Below are 19,378 nucleotides of genomic sequence, written 5' to 3'. Positions count from 1 at the left end.
CTGTGGAGCCACCCCCGGCACCGCATCCACGCCCGTCCGGTGCCCCGACCCCTCCGGCGAACCCCGAGGGAGTACGCAGGCGGCGCGACGAAAGGACGTGAGGACATGACCAAGCAGACATCGCCGAACCTGGTGAGCCCCGCCGAGGGACTCCGGCCGGGCGACCTCGGACGCCGCCTCGCCCGGCGACGCGCCGAAGCCGGCCTGACGCTGCACGAAACGGCCGCGCGGGCGGGCGTACCGCCGAGCTACCTGCAGTATCTGGAGGAGTGCCCCACCGCACTGCCGGGTACGGGCGTCCTCCGCAAGCTGGCGGGCAGCTTGGGAACCTCTCTGAACGAGCTCACCGGTGGCCGCGCCGACCTGCCGACCGGCCTCGGGCAGGCCGCACGCGCCCCCGTGTTCGTGGAGCTGAGCGTCCAGGAGTGCCGGACGCTGCTGTCGACGCACGGCGTGGGGAGGGTCGCGGTGCCCGACATCTCGGGGCCGGTCGTCGTCCCCGTCAACTACAGCGTCGTCGACGGTGCGATCGTCTTCAGGACCGCCCCCGGCACGACGCCCTGGCGGGCTGTCGACACCCAGGTGGCCTTCGAGGTCGATCACGTCGACGACGCACTCAGCCAGGGCTGGAGTGTGCTGGTACGCGGCCATGCCCGGGCCGTGACGGATCCCGACGCGGTGAGCCGGCTGGAGAGGCAGGCGTACAGCGCCCCTTGGGTCGGCGGCCGGCGGGATGTGTGGGTGAGCATCGAGCCCCTGAGCATGACCGGGCGTCGGATCGTGTCCAGTCTGTAGCTCCGCAGCGGCCGGTCATACGTCTTCTTCCCTTCGACCCCGCTCCATGCGGCAGACTCGGCGCCATGCAGACCGCCGACTTCGTCCGCACACTCGACCGGGAGGGCCGCGCCCTGGCCCTGGCTGCCACGGAGGCCGGCACCGAGGCCAAGGTGCCGACCTGCCCGGACTGGCAGGTGAAGGACCTGCTGCGGCACACGGGCATGGTGCACCGCTGGGCGACGGCGTTCGTCGCCGAGGCGCGCACCTCGTACCACCCCGGCGAGGGGCTCCCCGACCTCGACGGCGCCGACCTCGTGACCTGGTTCCGCGAGGGGCACCGCCGACTCGTCGACACCCTCGCCGCCGCCCGACCCGACGTCGCCTGCTGGCACTTCCTGCCCGCCCCGTCGCCGCTTGCGTTCTGGGCCAGGCGGCAGGCACACGAGACGACCGTGCACCGGGTCGACGCGGAGGCGGCACGCGGCGGTACGGGCGAGGAGATCGCCGTCGACTTCGCGGTGGACGGCATCGACGAGTTGCTGCGCGGGTTCCACGCCCGCAGCAAGAGCAGGCTCCGCACCGACATGCCCCGGGTGCTGCGGGTGCGGGCGACGGACGCGGACGACGCGGTGTGGACCGTACGGCTGTCGCCCGAACCACCCGTGACGGAGCGGAGCGACGCGGGTGCCGCCGACTGTGAACTGGCCGGACCGGCCGCGCGGCTCTACCTGGCGCTGTGGAACCGGCTGCCGTTCCCCGGCGTCACCGGTGACGCCTCGCTGGCCGGCCTGTGGCGGGAGAAGTCGGCCGTCGTCTGGAGCTGATCCCTGCCGGAGCGTCAGCCGGCCGAGCCGTCCGCCAGCATCCGGGTCAGCACCGCCCGCTGCACCGGCAGCACCTCACCGTGCAGGGTGCGGCCCTTGCCGGTGAGCGCCACTCGGACGCCGCGACGGTCCTCCGGGCACATCGTGCGTTCGACGAGCCCGTCCTTCTCCAGCCGCGCGATCAGCCGCGACAGCGCACTCTGGGTGAGATGGACGCGCTCGGAGATCTCCTGGACGCGGTACGCGCAGACGCCGTCCGCCGCGGCGCCGCCGGCCAGGACGTCGAGCACCTCGAAATCACTGGCGCACAGGCCGTGTCGGTGCAGGGCACGGTCGATCTCGCACTGCGTGCGTGCATGCAGTGCGAGGATGCCCCGCCACTGCTCCACAAGCGCCGGCTCGGCGCTTTTCGTCGCCATGTCCGCACGGTAGCAGAGAAGTAAACTCATTGCGCGGACATTAAATGCGCTTGCAATCAATGCATGTGCATGTAGTGTGCTGAGACATGACCTCTCCGCTCACCACTTCCGCGTCCGAGGGACGCTGGACCCCTCGGCTGTGGGGCACCCTGCTGGTGCTCTGCGCCGCGATGTTCCTCGACGCCCTGGACGTGTCGATGGTCGGCGTCGCCCTGCCGTCCATCGGCTCCGACCTCGGCCTGTCCACCTCGGCACTGCAATGGATCGTCAGCGGCTACATCCTGGGCTACGGCGGTCTGCTCCTGCTCGGCGGCCGCACCGCCGACCTGCTCGGCCGGCGCCAGGTGTTCCTGGTGGCCCTGGGCGTCTTCGCGCTCGCCTCGCTGCTCGGCGGACTCGTCGACTCCGGCCCGCTGCTGATCGCCAGCCGCTTCATCAAGGGCCTGAGCGCGGCCTTCACGGCACCCGCCGGCCTGTCGATCATCACGACGACGTTCCCGCAGGGCCCGCTGCGCAACCGGGCCCTGTCCATCTACACCACCTGCGCGGCCACCGGATTCTCGATGGGCCTGGTGCTGTCCGGCCTGCTCACCGAGGCCAGCTGGCGCCTGACCATGCTGCTGCCCGCGCCCATCGCCCTGATCGCCCTGATCGCGGGCCTGAAGCTGCTGCCGCGCAGCTCCCGCGAGCGCGACCACAACGGCTACGACATCCCGGGCGCCGTTCTCGGCACCGCCTCGATGCTGCTGCTGGTCTTCACCGTCGTACAGGCCCCCGAGGTCGGCTGGGCCTCCGCCCGCACGCTGCTGTCCTTCCTCGCCGTCGCCGTCCTCCTCACGGTGTTCGTCATGGTGGAGCGGCGCTCCCCGGGACCGCTGATCCGGCTCGGCGTGCTGCGGTCCGGTACCCAGATCCGTGCCCAGCTCGGCGCCATGACCTTCTTCGGGTCGTATGTGAGCTTCCAGTTCATCGTCACGCTGTACATGCAGTCACTGCTGGGCTGGTCCGCCCTGCACACGGCCCTCGCCTTCCTGCCGGCCGGCGCGCTGGTGGCGATCTCCTCGACGTCGGTGGGCTCGATCGTCGACCGGTTCGGCACCCAGCGGCTCCTCGCGGTGGGCTTCGCGCTGATGGTCGTCGGATACGCGCTGTTCCTCGGCGTCGACCTCGACCCGGTCTACGCCGCCGCCGTCCTGCCCAGCATGCTGCTGATCGGCGCGGCCTGCGCGCTGGTCTTCCCGTCGCTCAACATCCAGGCCACCAACGGCGTCGACGACCACGAACAGGGCATGGTCTCCGGCCTGCTCAACACGTCCGTGCAGGTCGGCGGGGCTATCTTCCTCGCGGTCGTGACGGCGGTGGTCACCGCGGGCGCCCCGGAGAACGCCTCACCGCAGGCCGTCCTCGACAGCTACCGCCCCGGACTGGTCGTGGTCACGGTCATCGCCGTCGCCGGCCTGCTGATCGCACTGTCGGGTCTGCGCACCCCACGTGCCACGCAGTCGGTGGTGGTCGCCCAGTCCCAGTCCCAGTCCCTGGTGAAGGAGACGGACGCGGAGCGCGTACCGGTCCGCGACTAGGGGGCCGTCTCCATTGCGTGGGCCCGGCGGGGCTGTTGCTCCGCCGGGCCCACGCCTGCTTGACTTGCCGGATGACCAGGCACGGGGGACGGCGCACGCAGGCCGAGCGGGATGCGATCACCGTCGAGATCGGGTACGCGCTGTGCAGCGCGGCGTTCGCGGCGGCGGTGGTCCTCGGGGCGGTCGCCGGTCCGGCGTTGCTCTTCGAACTGCCCGATGTGGTGGAGACGTTGCTGGTCCGCACGGGCCTCGTCCTCGCGCCGGTCCTGTTCATCGCCCGGGTGGTCGCCGTCCTCGTCCGGTTCCGGCACGCGGATCAGCCCAGCCAGCCGGGCCGTACCAGCCCCGACTCGTAGGCCAGCACGACCAGTTGGGCCCGGTCCCGAGCGCCCAGCTTCACCATTGTGCGGCTGACGTGGGTCTTGGCGGTGAGCGGGCTGACGACCAGGCGGCGGGCGATCTCCTCGTTGGACAGGCCGATGCCCACCAGGGCCATCACCTCCCGTTCCCGCTCGGTGAGTTCGGCGAGTGCGTCCACGGCCGTGGGCTCCTTGGAGCGGGCCGCGAACTCGGCGATCAGCCGGCGCGTCACACCCGGTGAGAGCAGTGCGTCACCCGCGACCACCGCCCGTACCGCGCGCAGGAGTTCCTCCGGTTCCGTGTCCTTCACCAGGAACCCGGAGGCGCCCGAGCGGATCGCCTCGAAGACGTACTCGTCCAGCTCGAACGTCGTCAGCATGACCACCCTGACGTCCTCGAGCCCCGCGTCCTCGGTGATGCGGCGGGTCGCGGCGAGGCCGTCGAGCGCGGGCATCCGGATGTCCATCAGCACGACGTCGGGCCGCAGTTCGCGCACCTTGCGCAGCGCCTCCGCACCGTCGGAGGCCTCCCCGGCCACCTCGATGTCGGGCTGGGCGTCCAGCAGGGCACGGAAACCGGCCCGGACCAGTGACTGGTCGTCGGCGAGCAGTACGCGGATCACCGGTTCTCCTCCTGCGCGGTGAGCGGCAGCACGGCGAGCACCCGGAAGCCGCCGTCAGGCCGCGGGCCCGCCTCGATCGTGCCACCCAGAGCCGCGGCCCGCTCCCGCATTCCGGCCAGTCCGTTGCCGCTGCCGCCCGCGTCGGCGCCGGTCGCCGGCCCGTCGTCGTCGATACGCAACCGCAGTGCACCGGCGGCGTGATCGAGGTGCACGCGCGCGTGCCGGGAACCGGAGTGCCGTACGACGTTGGTGAGGGCCTCCTGGACGATGCGGAACGCGGCGAGGTCCGTGCCCGGCGGGAGGCGGGGCGGCTCGCCCTCGACCGCCACGGTCAGGCCCGCGCTCGCCGCCTGCTCCACCAGCTCGGGCAGCCGGTCGAGGCCGGGCGCCGGAGCGCGCGGCGCGTCCCCCGGCGTACGCAGGGTGTCGAGTACCTGGCGTACCTCTCCGAGCGCCTCCTTGCTGGCGGCCTTGATGGTGGTGAGCGCGGTGCGCGCCTGCTCGGGTTCGGTGTCGAGCAGCGCCAGTCCGACGCCCGCCTGCACGTTGATGACGGAGATGCTGTGCGCGAGGACGTCATGCAGCTCGCGGGCGATCCGCAGCCGCTCCTCGTCCGCGCGGCGGCGCGCCGCCTGCGCACGCTCGGCCCGCTCCCGCGCCCACTGCTCCCGGCGGATCCGGGCCAGCTCCGACAGCGCCACGATCGCCACCACCCAGGTGGCGATCACGATTTCCTGCCCCCAGGAGGGGGGCCCGTCCCCCGACGGCGGCAGCCATCGGTAGAGCCAGTGGGCGACCAGCACATGCGCCGCCCAGAGCATCCCGAGAGCGGCCCAGGCAGCCTTGCGCCGGCCCGCGACGACCGCACTGAAACAGGCGACGGCGACGGTCAGCAGGACCGGCCCGTAGGGGTATCCGGCACCCAGGTACACCGCGACGGTCGCCGCGGTGCCGAACACGACGGGCACCGGGTACCGCAGCCGCCACAGCAACTGTCCCGCGGCCACGAGCAGCAGCACGCGCGCGAAGAGGTCGAGGGCCGCCCGCTCGCCCTCCTGGGCGTGCGCGGCGAAGTTGGAGCCCATCAGCACGAAGACGGTCAGGAGCACCGTGGAGCGCCAGGGCCACCGGACCGCACGCTCCTCGTCCCAGCGGTTCAGCCACGGCGGCCCGTGACCCCACCGCATGGGCGGTCCGCCCCGCCGTATGCGCTGCTCCTCCATGACCGCCACGCTAGACCGCGCGCGCCACCGACGGCGTCACCCGGGCGAGGTGATCACACGTACTCCCGGCGAAGTACCTCCCCCATCTCGCCGGACTCCCTGATCCGCAGCCGGCGCAGCCCATCCGGTGACGAGCCGGCCGGCTGCGGGACGCGCTCGCCGCCTGCTCGGGCGTAAGGCAACAGCTCACCGAGGCGATGGGCACGGACCCGGCGCCCGCGTTCCGGTCACTGCACACCGGATCCGCCTCAGGAGCCCGAACTGCTGCCCTTGCCGGTGCTCCGGGTGCCCTGGCGGGTCTTCGCCGCACACCCCTGCTGCGGATAGACGAGGCCGACGGTGTGGGCGAGTTCCGCCACGGCGTGCCGGAAGAACGGCTCCCGGTCCTCCACGATCCGGTTGAACTGTCCGAACACCTCGAACCCCACCAGCCCGAACAGCTGCGCCCAGGCCGCCACGAGGGTCGCCACCACCTCGGGCGGGAGATCGGGCGCGAGATCGGCGGCCATCCGCACGGCCTCCGGACGCAGCTCGGCGGTCAGCCGGGGCTTGGCCACCCCGAGACCCTGGTGTGCGTCGCGCACGATGGCGATCAGCAGGAAACCGACACGCCCCGCGGCCTCGACGGTCGTCTGCGGTGCGGAGTAGCCGGGCACCGGGGAGCCGTAGATCAGCGCGTACTCGTGCGGATGCGTCAGCGCCCAGGTGCGCACGGCCGCACAGACGGATTCCCAACGCTGCACGGGGCCGGCCTCGGCGACCGCGTCGTGCGCTGCCTCGGCGGCCTCGCCGAGGGAGTTGTACGCGTCGATGATGAGCGCGGTGAGCAGGTCGTCGCGGCTGGGGAAGTAGCGGTAGACGGCGGACGAGACCATGCCGAGCTCGCGGGCGACCGCGCGCAGCGAGAGCTTGGCGGCCCCTTCGGCCGCGAGCTGTCTGCGGGCCTCGTCCTTGATGGCCGCGGTGACTTCGATCCTGGCTCGGGCGCGGGCGCCGTGTGTGGGATTGCTGGACATGGGGGAAGTTTCCCATGTTCCGGAGCGCTGCTCTACGGCGTGAGCGGTGCGCCGTTTCGTGACTGGTGCTTCGTTGCGAGAGCGGCGCTCACACAACCGAGCACCACTCCGCCAGCACGCAGCCCCCACCCGACAGAGCATCGCTCAACAAAGAGAGCACCGCTCTTGCTTTAGAGCATCGATCTCCGCCACACTACTCTCAAGCGAGAGCACCGCTCACACTTCCCGCCCCTCCCCTGCCACTCCGGCTGCCCTTCGGCCGCCCACTCCCACTTCGGCCGCCCATCCCCGCTTCCAGGAGGAAGTCCGCATGTCCACCCACGTCCAGAAGCCCGGCTGGTTCACCGTCAACGTCTTCAATCGCGCGGTGGCCTGGATGACCCGTCGCGGCATCAGTATCTGGGGCTCCCGGGTCCTCGCGGTCCGCGGCCGCAAGAGCGGCGCGTGGCGGACCACCCCTGTGAACCTGCTGACCGTGGACGGACAGCAGTACCTCGTCGCCCCTCGCGGCCACGTCCAGTGGACGCACAACATGCGGGCCGCGGGCGGCGGCGAGCTCAGACTCGGCAAGAACGTGGACGTGTTCACCGCGACCGAGATCGCCGACGACGACAAGCCCGCGCTGCTGCGCGCCTATCTCAAGCGCTGGAAGGCCGAAGTCGGCGTCTTCTTCAAAGGTGTCGGTCCCGACTCCTCGGACGAGGAGCTGCGCCGCATCGCCCCCGACCACCCCGTCTTCCGGATCACCTACACAAACGCCACGGGCGTCAGGAGCTGACCTCGCCACCCGGCGTGGGCCGGCGGTCCAGCGCGGTCAGGGCGCGCTGGGCCAGGGGATGACCGCGGACGATCTCTCCCAGGGACGTGGCGCCGCGCGTGATGTCCATGAACGCCTTCCATGCGGGCCGGAACCCGGTCACGGCCGCATGGAAGAGACCGGGACGCCGCTCGAACACCGTCAGCAGGCGCTTGCCGACGGCCATCTCCACGCCCAGACCCGCCTTGATCGCGAACGCGTAGTTCAGGGCCTGCCTACGGGTGTCCACCGCGTCGTGCGCCTCGGCGATCCGCACCGCCCACTCCCCCGCGAGCCGCCCCGACCGCAGCGCGAAGGAGATGCCCTCCCGGGTCCACGGCTCCAGCAGCCCCGCCGCGTCCCCGCATACCAGCACCCGCCCCCTCGACAGGGGCGAGTCGTCTGCGCGGCACCGGGTCAGGTGGCCGGAGGAGATGCTCGGTTCGAAACCGGCGAGTCCCAGCCGCCCGACGAAGTCTTCCAAGTAGCGCTTGGTCACGGCGCCTTCACCGCGTGCGGAGATCACTCCGACCGTCAGCGTGTCACCCTTGGGGAAGACCCAGCCGTAACTCCCGGGAATCGGCCCCCAGTCGATGAGGACACGCCCCTTCCAGTCCTCGGCGACCGTTTCCGGAACCGGGATCTCCAGCTCCAGGCCGAGGTCCACCTGCTCGAGCTTGACGCCGACGTGGGCTCCTATGCGGCTGGCGCTGCCGTCCGCACCGACCACCGCATGTGCCAGCACCGTTTCACCGCCCTGCAGGACGACGGCGACCGTACGCCGGTCGGGCACCGCCGGTCCGTGCTGCTCGACCCGCGACACCGTGACACCCGTGCGGAGTTCGGCGCCCGCCTTCTGGGCCTGCTCGACGAGCTGCTGGTCGAACTCGGGCCGGTTGACCAGCCCGAAGAGCATCTGCTTGGAGCGCCGGGTACGGGTGAACCGTCCGTTGTGGGAGAACGTCACCGCGTGCACCCGGTCCTGCAGGGGCAGTTCGAAGCCCGGCGGCAGTGCGTCGCGCGAAGGGCCGATGATCCCTCCGCCGCACGTCTTGTACCGGGGCAGCTCCGCCTTCTCCAGCAACAGCACGCGCCGTCCCGCGACCGCCGCCGCGTAGGCGGCCGAAGCCCCTGCGGGTCCCGCACCCACCACGACGACGTCCCACACCTGCCGCACGTCGTCGTCCGCCGAAGAGTTCTCGCTGCTCACGATGGTCTGCTGCTCCCGATCCGCCGCCTGCCGCATCTGTCCCCCGCATCCTACGGCGGGCATCGCCGCCGACCGCTGTGGGAGGATCGGCAGCGTATGCGCCCGCCCACCAGGACGCGCCTACACGCGCGCGGTCATCCGTGCGCACCGCAGCGGATGTCCGTGCACCACACCACGGGCCCACCGCGCAGACCCGTACCGAGAAGTACAACGTCGCACCTACGAGGAGCGTGCCCATGTCGTCGAATCCGGTCGCCGAGACCGTCGCCTCGCTGATGCCCAGGGCGAAGGCGGAGCTCACCGAGCTGGTGGCCTTCAAGTCGGTGGCGGACTTCGACCAGTTCCCGCGGAGCGAGAGCGAGGGCGCCGCACGCTGGGTGGCGGACGCGCTGCGCGCCGAGGGCTTCGAGGACGTGGCGCTGCTCGACACCCCGGACGGGACGCAGTCGGTGTACGGCTACCTGCCCGGTCCCGAGGGCGCGAAGACCGTCCTGCTCTACGCGCACTACGACGTGCAGCCGCCGTTGGACGAGGCCGCCTGGACGACCCCGCCCTTCGAGCTGACCGAGCGCGACGGCCGCTGGTACGGGCGCGGTGCCGCCGACTGCAAGGGCGGCGTGATCATGCACCTGCTGGCGCTGCGCGCGCTGAAGGCGAACGGCGGCGTGCCGGTGCACGTCAAGGTGATCGCCGAGGGGTCCGAGGAGACGGGCACGGGCGGCCTGGAGCGGTACGCCGAGGAGCACCCGGAGCTCCTGGAGGCCGACACGATCGTCATCGGCGACGCGGGCAACTTCCGCGTCGGGCTGCCGACGGTGACCTCGACCCTGCGGGGCATGACCCTCGTACGGGTGCGGGTCGACACGCTCGAAGGCAACCTGCACTCGGGCCAGTTCGGCGGCGCGGCGCCCGACGCGCTGGCCGCGCTGATCCGCGTACTGGACTCGCTGCGCGCCGAGGACGGTTCGACGACGGTCGACGGACTGACGTCCGAGGCGCAGTGGGAGGGTCTGCAGTACGAGGACGAGCAGTTCCGCAAGGACGCCAAGGTGCTCGACGGCGTCGGTCTGATCGGCTCCGGTACGGTCGCCGACCGGATCTGGGCGCGTCCGGCGGTCACCGTGCTCGGTATCGACTGCCCGCCGGTCGTCGGCGCCACCCCGTCCGTGCAGGCGAGCGCCCGGGCGCTGATCAGTCTGCGGGTGCCGCCGGGCGTGGACGCGGCCGAGGCGACCAAGCTGCTCCAGGCGCACATCGAGACCCACACTCCGTGGGGTGCACGGGTGAGCACCGAGCAGATCGGCCAGGGCCAGGCGTTCCGCGCCGACACCACCAGCCCGGCGTACCAGGCGATGACCGACGCGATGGCGGTGGCATACCCGGGCCAGGAGATGCAGTACGCGGGACAGGGCGGCTCGATCCCGCTGTGCAACACCCTCGCCGCGCTCTACCCGCGCGCGGAGATCCTCCTCATCGGTCTGAGCGAGCCGGAGGCCCAGATCCACGCCGTGGACGAGAGCGTGTCCCCCGAGGAACTGGAGCGGCTGTCGGTGGCGGAGGCCGTGTTCCTGCGCAACTACGCGGCGAGCTGACCGGCCTCCGCCACGCCCCCGGCTGAGCGCGGACAGCTGCGCTCAGCCGACCGGGATCCCGGCCTCCAGGTAGAGCGCCGCGCCGCGTTCGCGGGCCCGCAGTGCCCAGCGCAGCCGCTCGTAGCGCACCGGCGGCAGCAGGCCGGCGGCCTCCTCCTCGGTGACGAAGCGCCAGGCGCGCAACTCGGGTCCGGGCAGCAGCACCTCACGGGCCTCGGCGGAGTCGAGGCTTCCGCCGTCGAAGAGGAGGCGCAGCCCGCCGTAGCCGGGCGGTGCGGGCGCCTCCCAGTCGACGACCAGCAGGCGGGGTACGTCGTCGAGGTGGATCCCGGTCTCCTCGGCGACCTCGCGCATGCCGGCCCGGGCGGGCGCCTCGCCGGGTTCGACGACACCGCCGGGGAACTCCCAGCCCGCCTTGTAGGTGGGGTCGACGAGCAGCACGCGGCCCTTTTCGTCGAAGAGGAGGACACCGGCGGCCAGCGTCTCGGCGGTGGGTTCGGGGGTCTGCACGATGTCACAGACGGGCGCGGCCCCGGAGGCGACGGCCTCGGCGATACGGGAGGCGGTCTCGTACGGGGGAAGGGCGCCGTTGTCGATGGGGTGGGCGTCGGCGGTCAGCCAGGAGGCGAGGGCGGCCTTGTACGGCTCGATGCGGTCGTACGACCACTGGCGTGTGCGTATCTCTCCGTCGGGCACGTCGGGCGGGAGCTCACGGTTCGCTATTCGGTCGCGCAGGATCGTTTCGGCCGGGGTGAGAAGCACATGCCGGACGGCGATACGGCGGGCTGCGAGACCGCCGAAGATCTCGTCGCGGTACTCCTGGCGCAGCAGGGTCATGGGCACGACGAGGGTGCCGCCGAGTTCGGCGAGCAGCGCGGCCGCGGTGTCGATGACGAGGCGTCGCCAGATCGGCAGGTCCTGGAAGTCGCCGACCTCGGCGAGGCGTTTGGCCGGCAGCAGGTGTGTCAGTTCGCCGCCGATGACCTCGGGGTCGAAGAGCGTGCTGTTCGGGATCAGTTCGATCAGTTCCCGTGCGGTGGTGGTCTTCCCCGCACCGAACGCGCCGTTGATCCAGACGACGGTCACGTTTCCCCCTCTTCTGTTGGACCCCTGTGGCTTGCCCGTTCCACCCTGCCACGGAAACCAGGCCCAGTTGAGGGTGCACAAGCGGAAGCGCCGGCACCCCGTTCCGGGGGCCGGCGCCTCGTGATGCGGCTGTGGCGGCTGCGTCAGCTCTCCTGCCCGCCAGGGGTGCGGTCGTCCAGGGTCGGACCGTCGGTCACGCTGGTCCTGTCGAGGGTGCTGAGGGTGTCGTCCACCTTGGGGTTGCCCGGTTCTTCACCGCCGGCGTGGGAGGGAGTGACCGCCGCGACGACGAATCCGGTGGCGAGGGAGGCGATGGCGAGCATGCTGCGCTTCTTCATGTCCGGTTCAACCGACGGACCCGGTCCGGGGTCACGCACCTGTCCCGGGTCTGTCGGCTCGGGGGACCCTGTCCGACCGGGGGTGAACGTTCCTGCCGGTGGCGCTCACACCCCCGCCGCCGTGGCGTCCGTCCGGCTCGCCAGGGCGGCCGCGGCGGCCCCCACCAGGCCCGCGTCCGTGCCCATCTGAGCCGGCATCACCTTCAGCCCTTGGACGAACGACAGCGTTGCGTAGTCGCCGAGGGCCTTGCGCAGGGGGGAGAAGAGGACGTCGCCCGCCTTGCCCACTCCCCCGCCGATGACCGCGATGTCGATCTCGACGAGGGTCGCGGTGGCCGCGATACCGGCAGCCAGGGCCTGGGCGGCGCGTTCGAAGGAGGCCACGGCGACCGGGTCGCCGACGCGTGCGGCGGCGGCCACCGCGGCGGCGGAGGTGTCGCCGTCCGGGCCGGGCCGCCAGCCGGCCTCCACGGCGCGGCGCGCGATGTTGGGGCCGCTGGCGATGCGCTCCACACAGCCGCGCGCACCGCACGGGCAGGGATCGCCGTCGAGGTCCACGCTGATGTGACCGATGTGGCCTGCGTTGCCGGTGGGGCCAGGGTGAAGGCGGCCGTTCAGGACCAGGCCACCGCCGACGCCGGTGGAGACCACCATGCACAGCGCGTTGTCGTGGCCTCGTGCGGCGCCCTGCCAGTGCTCGGCGGCAGTGATCGCGACGCCGTCGCCGATCAGCTCGACGGGCAGTCCGCCGACCGCAGCCCGGACCCGCTCCACGAGTGGATAGTCGCGCCAGCCGGGCACGTTCACGGGGCTGACCGTGCCCGCCGAGGCGTCCACCGGACCTGCGCTGCCGATGCCGACGGCGTTCACGCGGCCCCACAGCGGCGCCGCGGTCAGCTCGCCGATCACCTCTTCGACCGCCCGCATCACGGTGTCGCCGTCCTGCTGGGCGGGCGTGGGGCGCTGGGCGCGCACCACGATCCGGCCGCCGCCATCCACCAGCGCGCCTGCGATCTTGGTTCCGCCGATGTCGAGCGCGGCCACGAGGTCGGTGTGCATCAGTGTCGGATCTCCCCGTCAACCTGGGTAAAAGGGCTGGGTAAAAGGGCTGGGCAAGGCTGGCCGGTCCAGCGGTGGGGCGCGGGCCGGAGATTGCGGTGGACAGTCTCCCCTGCGTCTGACAACGTTGTCCAGGCTCTATGCTCGACGCCACATCCTCATACAAACCATGGACCGACGCATCCCCGTGGACCACAGGACAGGACACCGCACCGTGCCCGAGACCCACCGCCGAGCAGACCGCCTCTCCGCGAATCTCTCCGCGAACCGCTACGGCAACCGGCCGACCATGAAGGACGTCGCGGCCCGTGCCGGGGTCGGACTGAAGACGGTCTCCCGGGTCGTCAACGGTGAACCGGGGGTCACGCCGGAGACCGAGCGCCGTGTCCAGGAGGCCATCGAGGCGCTCGGCTTCCGGCGCAACGACAGCGCGCGGGTGCTGCGCAAGGGCCGTACGGCCAGCATCGGGCTGGTCCTGGAGGACCTGGCCGACCCGTTCTACGGGCCGCTCAGCCGTGCGGTCGAGGAGGTGGCGCGCGCCCACGGCGCCCTGCTGATCAACGGTTCCAGCGCCGAGGACCCCGAGCGCGAGCAGGAGCTGGTGCTGGCGCTGTGCGCGCGGCGGGTGGACGGGCTGGTCGTCATCCCGGCCGGTGACGACCACCGCTATCTGGAACCCGAGCTCAAGGCGGGCGTCGCCACGGTGTTCGTGGACCGTCCGGCCGGGAAGATCGACGCCGATGTCGTCCTGTCGGACAGCTACGGCGGCGCCCGGGACGGCGTCGCGCACCTGATCGCGCACGGTCACCGGCGGATCGGTTTCATCGGCGACATGCCCCGTATCCACACCGCCGCGGAGCGGCTGCGCGGCTACCGGGCGGCGATGGAGGACGCCGGCATACCCGTCGAGGAGTCCTGGATGTCCCTGGGCATCACCGATCCGCGCCGGGTGCGCCGGGCGGCCGAGGAGATGCTCTCCGGCCCCGCCCCGGTCACCGCGGTCTTCGCGGGCAACAACCGCGTGACGGTCACCGTGATCCGTGTGCTGGCCGAGCAGTCCCGGCAGGTCGCCCTGGTCGGATTCGACGACATCGAACTCGCCGATCTGCTCCAGCCGGGCGTCACCGTCGTCGCCCAGGACGCGGCCGCCCTCGGCCGCACTGCCGCGGAGCGGCTGTTCCGCCAGCTGGACGGCTCGCTCGTCGTCCCGGAGCGCATCGAACTGCCGACCCGGCTGATCACCCGCGGCTCGGGCGAGCTGCCGCCGGCGGACTGAGCGGCCGATGGAGGACCACTCGAAGCAGCAACGGCATGACGGGCCCGGCCGCACCCTGGAGGCGCTGGGGCTGGCGGAAGCGCCCCGCGACCGTCCACTGAGCTATCCGGGTGCCTGGCCGCAGATGTCGGGGCTGCTCGACGGGGACCGGCTGCTGCCGCTCACCCGTCTGGTGCACGAGGACCGCACCCCGGTCCTCGCCGTCGGCTCCAACGCCTGCCCCGGCCAACTGCGCCACAAGATGGCCGAGTTCGGGATCACCTCGCCCGTCCCGATGGTCAAGGTCCGGGTCACCGGCATCGACGTGGGTGTCTCCGCCCACGTGAGCCGCCTCGGCTATGTGAGCGCCTCCCCCTTCGACGCGCCGGGAGTCGTACGGGAGTTGTTCATCACCTGGCTCGACGCCGAGCAGCTCGCGGTGATCGATACGAGTGAGGGCGTGCCGCTGCCGCACGGCAACTTCGCCCGCGCCTGGCTGCCCGCGCCCGAGGTGCGGATCGAGTTGGAGAACGGCGAGCCGCTGCCCGGCGCGTACGTGTACGTCAACCGCCATGGCGTCCTGCACAACGGCTCCCCCGCGCCCCGCACGCATCCCGGGCAGCGCGCCCTGCTCACCGAACTCCTCGTCACCCTGCCCCGGTTGCGAAAGCTGTTCGGCGCCACGCCCGCGGAGTTCTGCGCACGGGCCCGCGCCGACCGGCAGTTGTGCGAGCGGGGCACTCGGCTGTTCGCCGAGGAGAAGCTGGTAACGGCCTCCGGCCTGGAGCGGTACGTACGAGCTCAGCAGACCGGGAGTCCGGGTACCGGGGCGTAAGTTGTGAGCCGCTACTTGGCCGAGGCCGTCAGATCGCCCCGCCGGGGCGCCGCGAAGCCCTCCAGGTCGATCCGGGTCAGGCCGGTCAGCCGGGCGACCTCGGCGATGTCGAGAGCCCCGCAGTCCAGGCCGCGCAGCAGGTAGCCGCCAAGGGCCTTGGCGGTGGCCGGCTCGTCCATGACGTCGCCGCCGATGCGGCCCGCGTAGCGGGCGAGGCGGGCGGCGGCCTGTTCGAAGCCCTCGCGGTAGAAGGCGTAGACGGCCGCGTAGCGGGTCGGGAGGTGACCGGGGTGCATGTCCCAGCCCTGGTAGTAGGCGCGGGCCAGGGCGCGGCGGGTGAGGCCGTAGTGCAGGCGCCAGGCGTCGTGGACCTGCTCGGTCGGGCCGACCGGCAGGACGTTGGTGGAGCCGTCCGACACACGGACGCCGGTGCCCGCGGCGGCGACCTGCATGATCGCCTTGGCGTGGTCGGCAGCCGGGTGGTCGCCGGCCTGGTAGGCGGCGGAGACACCGAGGCAGGCGCTGTAGTCGAAGGTGCCGTAGTGCAGTCCGGTGGCGCGGCCCTCGGCGGCCTGGATCATCCGGGCGACGGTGGCGGTGCCGTCGGTGGCGAGGATGGACTGGCTGGTCTCGATCTGTATCTCGAAGCCGAGCCGCCCGGGCTCCAGCGCGTGCGCCTTCTCGAAGGCCTCGAGGAGCCGGACCATGGCGGTGACCTGCTCGGGGTAGGTGACCTTGGGCAGGGTGAGGACCAGCCCGTCGGGCAGGCCGCCGGCCTTCATCAGGCCGGTGAGGAAGATGTCGAGGGTGCGGATGCCCCGGTCCCGGACGGCGGCCTCCATGCACTTCATGCGGATGCCCATGTACGGGGCCGCGGTGCCGTTTTCGTACGCCTCCGCGATCAGCCGGGCGGCGCGGGCGGCCGTCTCGTCCTCCTCGGCGTCGGGGCGGGGGCCGTAGCCGTCCTCGAAGTCGACGCGCAGGTCTTCGATCGGCTCACGCTCCAGCTTGGCGCGGACCCGGTCGTGGACGGGCTCGGCGAGGTCGTCGGGGAGGCCGAGGACGGCCGCGAAGGAGGCGGCGTCCGGTGCGTGTGCGTCGAGGGCGGCAAGGGCCTGCTCGCCCCAGGAGCGGATGATATCGGCGGCGAAGGCGTCGCCGGGGACGTAGACGGTGTGGACGGGCTGGCGAGTGCCGGGGTCTCCGGGGTAGCGGCGCTCCAGTTCGGCGTCGACCGGTGCGAGGGAGGCGCTGATCTCCTCGCTGACCGTGGCCGCCAGGCTCGTCGCCACCTGCTCCTGCTGCCCCTGACCCATCCCACACCCTCCAGTTTTCCGCTTTACGGAATCAACAATCCGTAGAACGAAGTTATCCGGGGACCTTCCGCCTGGTCAACACCGCTTCCTTACGGTGCCACCGCGAACTTTCGGCATGTTCACGCTCATCTCATACGGCGGTAGAACACTTCGGTACGCACGACTCCGCCCGGCAGTCCCCAACGAAGGAGCCACCGTGCCGAACCACAGCCGAGTCACGCGCCGTCTGGGCCTGAAGACCGCGTTAGCCGCAGCGGTCGCCCTGCCCCTGTCCAGTACAGCACTGTCCCCGTTTCCCGCGTCGGCCGAGGTTTCCGCCGGCCTGCACCTGGAGGCCATGTCCTTCAACCTGCGCTTCGCGAGCACCAGTGAACCGAACAGCTGGGCGGTGCGCAGACCGGTGATGCGCGAACTGCTGCGCCGCGAGCGCCCGCACGTCATCGGCACCCAGGAGGGCCTCTACCAGCAACTGCAGGACATCGAGGCCGCTCTCGGGCCGCACTACGACTGGATCGGCACGGGCCGTGCGGGCGGCAGCCGCGACGAGTTCATGGCGATCTTCTACGACACGCGCCGTCTCGCCCCCGTCGAGTACGACCACTTCTGGCTCTCCGACACCCCGGAGGTGATCGGGTCGAACACCTGGGGCGGCGGGTCCATCCGCATGGTCACCTGGGTCCGCTTCCGCGATCTGCGGGACACCGGCCGGGAGTTCTACTTCCTCAACACCCACCTCGACAACCGCAGCCAGGACGCACGCGCGCGTGCCGCCGACCTGACCGTGCAGCGGATCTCCGGGCTGGACCGTTCGCTGCCGCTGCTGGTGACCGGCGACTTCAACGTTGCGGCCCACAAGGACCCGGTCTACGACACGATGCTGGGCGCCGGGCTCGTCGACACCTGGGAGACGGCGGCCGAGCGCAGCGCGCTGTACGCGACGTTCCACGGTTACCGGCCGCTGACACCGGGCGGCGACCGCATCGACTGGATTCTGGCCACGCCGGGCGTCACCGTGCACCGGGCGGACATCAACACCTTCTCCGTGGACGGGCAGTTCCCGAGCGACCATCTGCCGGTCCAGGCGTCGCTGACCCTGGGATGAGCCGAGGCCCCCGTGACCGGCGCGTGGTCACGGGGGCCTCGTACAGCCTGCGGACGATCAGCCCTTGCGGGCCTTGATCTCCTCGGTGAGCTGCGGGACGACGTCGAAGAGGTCGCCGACGACGCCGTAGTCGACGAGCTCGAAGATCGGGGCCTCGGGGTCCTTGTTGACGGCCACGATCGTCTTCGAGGTCTGCATACCGGCGCGGTGCTGGATCGCGCCGGAGATGCCGGAGGCGATGTACAGCTGCGGCGAGACGGACTTGCCGGTCTGGCCGACCTGGTTGGTGTGCGGGTACCAGCCCGCGTCCACCGCGGCACGCGAGGCACCGACGGCCGCGCCGAGGGAGTCGGCGAGGGCCTCGATGATCGCGAAGTTCTCCGCGCCGTTGACGCCACGGCCGCCGGAGACGACGATCGCGGCCTCGGTCAGCTCCGGACGCCCGGTCGACTCACGCGGGGTGCGCGCGGTGACCTTGGTGCCGGTGGCCTGGTCGGAGAAGGTCACCGACAGCGCCTCGACGCTGCCTGCGGCCGGGGCGGCCTCCACGGCGGCCGAGTTCGGCTTGACCGTGATGACCGGGGTGCCCTTGGAGACCCGGGACTTGGTGGTGAAGGACGCGGCGAACACCGACTGGGTGGCCACCGGACCCTCGTCGCCGGCCTCCAGGTCGACGGCGTCGGTGATGATGCCGGAGCCGATGCGCAGCGCCAGACGGGCGGCGATCTCCTTGCCCTCGGCGGAGGAGGGCACCAGCACCGCGGCCGGGGAGACGGCCCCGACGGCGGCCTGCAGGGCGTCCACCTTCGGTACGACCAGGTAGTCGGCGTACTCGGCGGCGTCGTGGGTGAGCACCTTGACCGCGCCGTGCTCGGCGAGCGTGGCGGCGGTGTCGGCGGCGCCGTTGCCCAGGGCGACGGCGACGGGCTCGCCGATGCGGCGGGCCAGGGTCAGCAGCTCCAGGGTGGGCTTGCGGACGGCACCGTCCACGTGGTCGACGTAGACGAGAACTTCAGCCATGGGACTTCTTCTCTCCTGCTTGCGAAGTATGAGGGGCGGTCAGCGAATTCGAGCTCAGATGAACTTCTGGCTCGCGAGGAACTCAGCGAGCTGCTTGCCGCCCTCGCCCTCGTCCTTGACGATCGTGCCGGCCGTGCGGGCCGGACGCTCGGTCGCGGCGTCCACGGTGGTGTAGGCGCCCTCGAGACCGACCTCCTCGGCCTCGATGTCCAGGTCGGACAGGTCCCAGGACTGAACCGGCTTCTTCTTGGCGGCCATGATGCCCTTGAAGGACGGGTAACGCGCCTCGCCGGACTGGTCGGTGACCGACACGACGGCCGGCAGGGAGGCCTCCAGTTGCTCGGAGGCGGCGTCGCCGTCGCGGCGGCCCTTGACCGTGCCGTCCTCGACGGAGACCTCGGACAGCAGGGTCACCTGCGGGACGCCCAGACGCTCGGCCAGCAGGGCCGGGACGACGCCCATGGTGCCGTCGGTGGAGGCCATGCCGGAGATGACCAGGTCGTAGCCCGCCTTCTCGATCGCCTTGGCCAGCACCAGCGAGGTGCCGATGGCGTCGGTGCCGTGCAGGTCGTCGTCCTCGACGTGGATCGCCTTGTCGGCACCCATGGACAGGGCCTTGCGCAGCGCGTCCTTGGCGTCCTCCGGGCCCACGGTCAGGACGGTGACCTCGGCGTCGTCCGCGTCCTCGGCGATCTGCAGCGCCTGCTCGACCGCGTACTCGTCCAGTTCGGAGAGCAGACCGTCCACGTCGTCCCGGTCGACGGTCAGGTCATCGGCGAAGTGCCGGTCGCCAGTGGCGTCGGGCACGTACTTCACAGTGACAACGATCCTCAAGCTCACGCCGGCTCTCCTACTGCATCGTCATTTCTCGGCTGCCTGCTTGCAGGCAGCATAGGCGCCTGAAGCGGCCGATCCCGGTCGGGGCGACCCTCGCCTCCGAACGAAATA

At 71.5% G+C, this 19,378-nt stretch carries 20 protein-coding genes; 9 read left to right on the top strand and 11 right to left on the bottom strand.

Going from position 1 to position 19,378, the window contains the following annotated elements; all coding sequences use genetic code 11:
- The first annotated feature begins 105 nt into the window (after nt 1–105).
- Together ACFV7R_RS29120 and ACFV7R_RS29115 are read left to right on the top strand one after the other, a co-directional pair.
- The gene (locus ACFV7R_RS29120) at nt 106–795 is read left to right on the top strand and encodes a pyridoxamine 5'-phosphate oxidase family protein (protein WP_385268662.1); all 690 of its coding nucleotides are present in this window, start codon (nt 106–108) and stop codon (nt 793–795) included.
- A gap of 65 nt (nt 796–860) precedes the next feature.
- A complete protein-coding gene (locus tag ACFV7R_RS29115) occupies nt 861–1,601 on the top strand; it encodes a maleylpyruvate isomerase family mycothiol-dependent enzyme (protein WP_385268660.1) in 741 nt (246 codons plus the stop codon).
- Between the two features lie 14 nt (nt 1,602–1,615).
- Here the strand turns inward: ACFV7R_RS29115 and ACFV7R_RS29110 are convergent, their stop codons facing one another.
- Nucleotides 1,616–2,020, bottom strand: coding sequence for a MarR family winged helix-turn-helix transcriptional regulator (locus tag ACFV7R_RS29110; protein ID WP_385268658.1), 405 nt, complete (start codon nt 2,018–2,020; stop codon nt 1,616–1,618).
- 86 nt (nt 2,021–2,106) lie between these two features.
- On the opposite strand from ACFV7R_RS29110, the gene ACFV7R_RS29105 reads away from it, so the two are divergent.
- On the top strand, nt 2,107–3,600 hold the full coding sequence (locus ACFV7R_RS29105; RefSeq protein ID WP_385268656.1) for an MFS transporter: 1,494 nt from the start codon (nt 2,107–2,109) through the stop codon (nt 3,598–3,600).
- A gap of 71 nt (nt 3,601–3,671) precedes the next feature.
- Nucleotides 3,672–3,956 (top strand): DUF6332 family protein, encoded by a 285-nt coding sequence (locus tag ACFV7R_RS29100; RefSeq protein ID WP_385268654.1) that lies wholly within the window; start codon nt 3,672–3,674, stop codon nt 3,954–3,956.
- On the opposite strand, the gene ACFV7R_RS29095 is transcribed toward ACFV7R_RS29100, so the two are convergent.
- From ACFV7R_RS29095 to ACFV7R_RS29085, 3 genes are all read right to left on the bottom strand, one after another.
- Nucleotides 3,917–4,582 carry a response regulator gene (locus ACFV7R_RS29095; RefSeq protein WP_385268652.1) on the bottom strand — a complete coding sequence of 222 codons (666 nt, stop codon included), beginning with the start codon at nt 4,580–4,582 and terminating at the stop codon, nt 3,917–3,919. The two genes, ACFV7R_RS29100 and ACFV7R_RS29095, sit on opposite strands and share 40 nt — an antisense overlap.
- On the bottom strand, nt 4,579–5,805 hold the full coding sequence (locus ACFV7R_RS29090) for a sensor histidine kinase (protein WP_385268650.1): 1,227 nt from the start codon (nt 5,803–5,805) through the stop codon (nt 4,579–4,581). The genes ACFV7R_RS29095 and ACFV7R_RS29090 overlap by 4 nt, the downstream gene beginning before the upstream one ends.
- Before the next feature lie 248 nt (nt 5,806–6,053).
- On the bottom strand, nt 6,054–6,821 hold the full coding sequence (locus ACFV7R_RS29085; protein WP_385268648.1) for a TetR/AcrR family transcriptional regulator: 768 nt from the start codon (nt 6,819–6,821) through the stop codon (nt 6,054–6,056).
- 310 nt (nt 6,822–7,131) lie between these two features.
- On the opposite strand from ACFV7R_RS29085, the gene ACFV7R_RS29080 reads away from it, so the two are divergent.
- A complete protein-coding gene (locus ACFV7R_RS29080; RefSeq protein ID WP_385268646.1) occupies nt 7,132–7,599 on the top strand; it encodes a nitroreductase family deazaflavin-dependent oxidoreductase in 468 nt (155 codons plus the stop codon).
- On the opposite strand, the gene ACFV7R_RS29075 is transcribed toward ACFV7R_RS29080, so the two are convergent.
- On the bottom strand, nt 7,589–8,827 hold the full coding sequence (locus ACFV7R_RS29075; protein WP_385268644.1) for a geranylgeranyl reductase family protein: 1,239 nt from the start codon (nt 8,825–8,827) through the stop codon (nt 7,589–7,591). The two genes, ACFV7R_RS29080 and ACFV7R_RS29075, sit on opposite strands and share 11 nt — an antisense overlap.
- Nucleotides 8,828–9,063: 236 nt before the next feature.
- Here ACFV7R_RS29075 and ACFV7R_RS29070 point away from each other — a divergent pair, with 236 nt between their 5' ends.
- The gene (locus tag ACFV7R_RS29070) at nt 9,064–10,419 is read left to right on the top strand and encodes a dipeptidase (protein ID WP_385268642.1); all 1,356 of its coding nucleotides are present in this window, start codon (nt 9,064–9,066) and stop codon (nt 10,417–10,419) included.
- Between the two features lie 42 nt (nt 10,420–10,461).
- On the opposite strand, the gene ACFV7R_RS29065 is transcribed toward ACFV7R_RS29070, so the two are convergent.
- From ACFV7R_RS29065 to ACFV7R_RS29055, 3 genes are all read right to left on the bottom strand, one after another.
- The gene (locus tag ACFV7R_RS29065; RefSeq protein ID WP_129796461.1) at nt 10,462–11,505 is read right to left on the bottom strand and encodes an NUDIX hydrolase; all 1,044 of its coding nucleotides are present in this window, start codon (nt 11,503–11,505) and stop codon (nt 10,462–10,464) included.
- A 143-nt stretch (nt 11,506–11,648) separates the two neighbouring features.
- Nucleotides 11,649–11,843, bottom strand: a complete 195-nt coding sequence (locus ACFV7R_RS29060) for a hypothetical protein (RefSeq protein WP_385268640.1) — start codon at nt 11,841–11,843, stop codon at nt 11,649–11,651.
- Between the two features lie 105 nt (nt 11,844–11,948).
- Nucleotides 11,949–12,902, bottom strand: coding sequence for an ROK family protein (locus ACFV7R_RS29055; RefSeq protein WP_385268639.1), 954 nt, complete (start codon nt 12,900–12,902; stop codon nt 11,949–11,951).
- Between the two features lie 169 nt (nt 12,903–13,071).
- Here ACFV7R_RS29055 and ACFV7R_RS29050 point away from each other — a divergent pair, with 169 nt between their 5' ends.
- Both ACFV7R_RS29050 and ACFV7R_RS29045 read left to right on the top strand, forming a co-directional pair.
- The gene (locus tag ACFV7R_RS29050; protein ID WP_224734266.1) at nt 13,072–14,178 is read left to right on the top strand and encodes a LacI family DNA-binding transcriptional regulator; all 1,107 of its coding nucleotides are present in this window, start codon (nt 13,072–13,074) and stop codon (nt 14,176–14,178) included.
- Nucleotides 14,179–14,185: 7 nt separating this feature from the next.
- Nucleotides 14,186–14,992 (top strand): hypothetical protein, encoded by an 807-nt coding sequence (locus ACFV7R_RS29045; protein WP_385268636.1) that lies wholly within the window; start codon nt 14,186–14,188, stop codon nt 14,990–14,992.
- Nucleotides 14,993–15,003: 11 nt separating this feature from the next.
- Here the strand turns inward: ACFV7R_RS29045 and ACFV7R_RS29040 are convergent, their stop codons facing one another.
- Complete coding sequence (locus ACFV7R_RS29040; protein ID WP_385268634.1) at nt 15,004–16,308, bottom strand: DUF6986 family protein; 1,305 nt, start codon at nt 16,306–16,308, stop codon at nt 15,004–15,006.
- A gap of 196 nt (nt 16,309–16,504) precedes the next feature.
- On the opposite strand from ACFV7R_RS29040, the gene ACFV7R_RS29035 reads away from it, so the two are divergent.
- Entirely contained in the window at nt 16,505–17,410 is a 906-nt protein-coding gene (locus ACFV7R_RS29035; protein ID WP_385268632.1) for an endonuclease/exonuclease/phosphatase family protein, read from the top strand.
- A gap of 57 nt (nt 17,411–17,467) precedes the next feature.
- Here ACFV7R_RS29035 and ACFV7R_RS29030 read toward each other — a convergent pair whose 3' ends face one another.
- Entirely contained in the window at nt 17,468–18,430 is a 963-nt protein-coding gene (locus tag ACFV7R_RS29030; protein WP_385268630.1) for an electron transfer flavoprotein subunit alpha/FixB family protein, read from the bottom strand.
- Nucleotides 18,431–18,484: 54 nt separating this feature from the next.
- Entirely contained in the window at nt 18,485–19,270 is a 786-nt protein-coding gene (locus tag ACFV7R_RS29025; RefSeq protein ID WP_385268628.1) for an electron transfer flavoprotein subunit beta/FixA family protein, read from the bottom strand.
- Nucleotides 19,271–19,378: the final 108 nt, after the last annotated feature.

Origin of the sequence: Streptomyces sp. NPDC059866 (assembly GCF_042731325.1) — a bacterium.
GTDB classification, from domain to species: Bacteria; Actinomycetota; Actinomycetes; order Streptomycetales; family Streptomycetaceae; genus Streptomyces; species Streptomyces flavusporus.
Note: the sequence above shows the minus strand (reverse complement) of the source record. Positions and strands in the feature narration are given on the sequence as shown.